This window comes from Variovorax sp. GW822-FHT04E09, assembly GCF_058800845.1.
On sequence record NZ_JBXAMR010000025.1, the window covers coordinates 1 to 535 of the forward strand.

At 64.7% G+C, this 535-nt stretch carries 1 protein-coding gene; it reads left to right on the forward strand.

What is annotated here, in order from left to right:
• Positions 1-129: 129 nt before the first annotated feature.
• On the forward strand, positions 130-535 hold a 406-nt coding region (locus AC1RL8_RS31245; protein WP_493196668.1), incomplete at its 3' end, for a hypothetical protein.

Genomic DNA, 535 nt, shown 5'->3' on the forward strand with positions numbered 1-535 from the left:
CCAAACTCGCTTCGCTCAAACAAGGGCGAGCCCTGATCCGCGAAACGCTGCGCTCCTCGGCGCATACAGAAGGGGTTTGGATACCTACGGGCCATCGCTTCGCTCGGCCAGTGGGCCGCAGCAGGCGCTTTGCGCCTGCTGCGGCTGGGATTGGTTGGTGCGCTGGCGCTGGCGCTGGCGCTGGCGTTGGTGTTGCCGTTGCCGTTGCCGTTGCCGTTGGCGTTGCCCTTGCTGTTGGCAAGGAGCCGCGCGCAGGCGAAGCCGCGCGCACGGGCATTGAATTCGGCTGTTGGTATTGCATGGCCGAGCGAAGCGACGGCCCGAAGCTCCCCTCCCCTCTGGCTGCGCCGAGGAGCGGAGCGTTTCGCGGATCAGGGCTCGCAGCTGTTTGAGCGAAGCGAGTTCTGCGAGACCCCGCGAAACGTGAGCACCGCAGGTTGCCCCGTAGCGAAGCGAAGGGGTCGCAGACAGTGGGGTCGCCTTTTCTTTGCTTACTTTCTTTTGGCGAAGCAAAAGAAAGTGAGTCCGCCGCCGG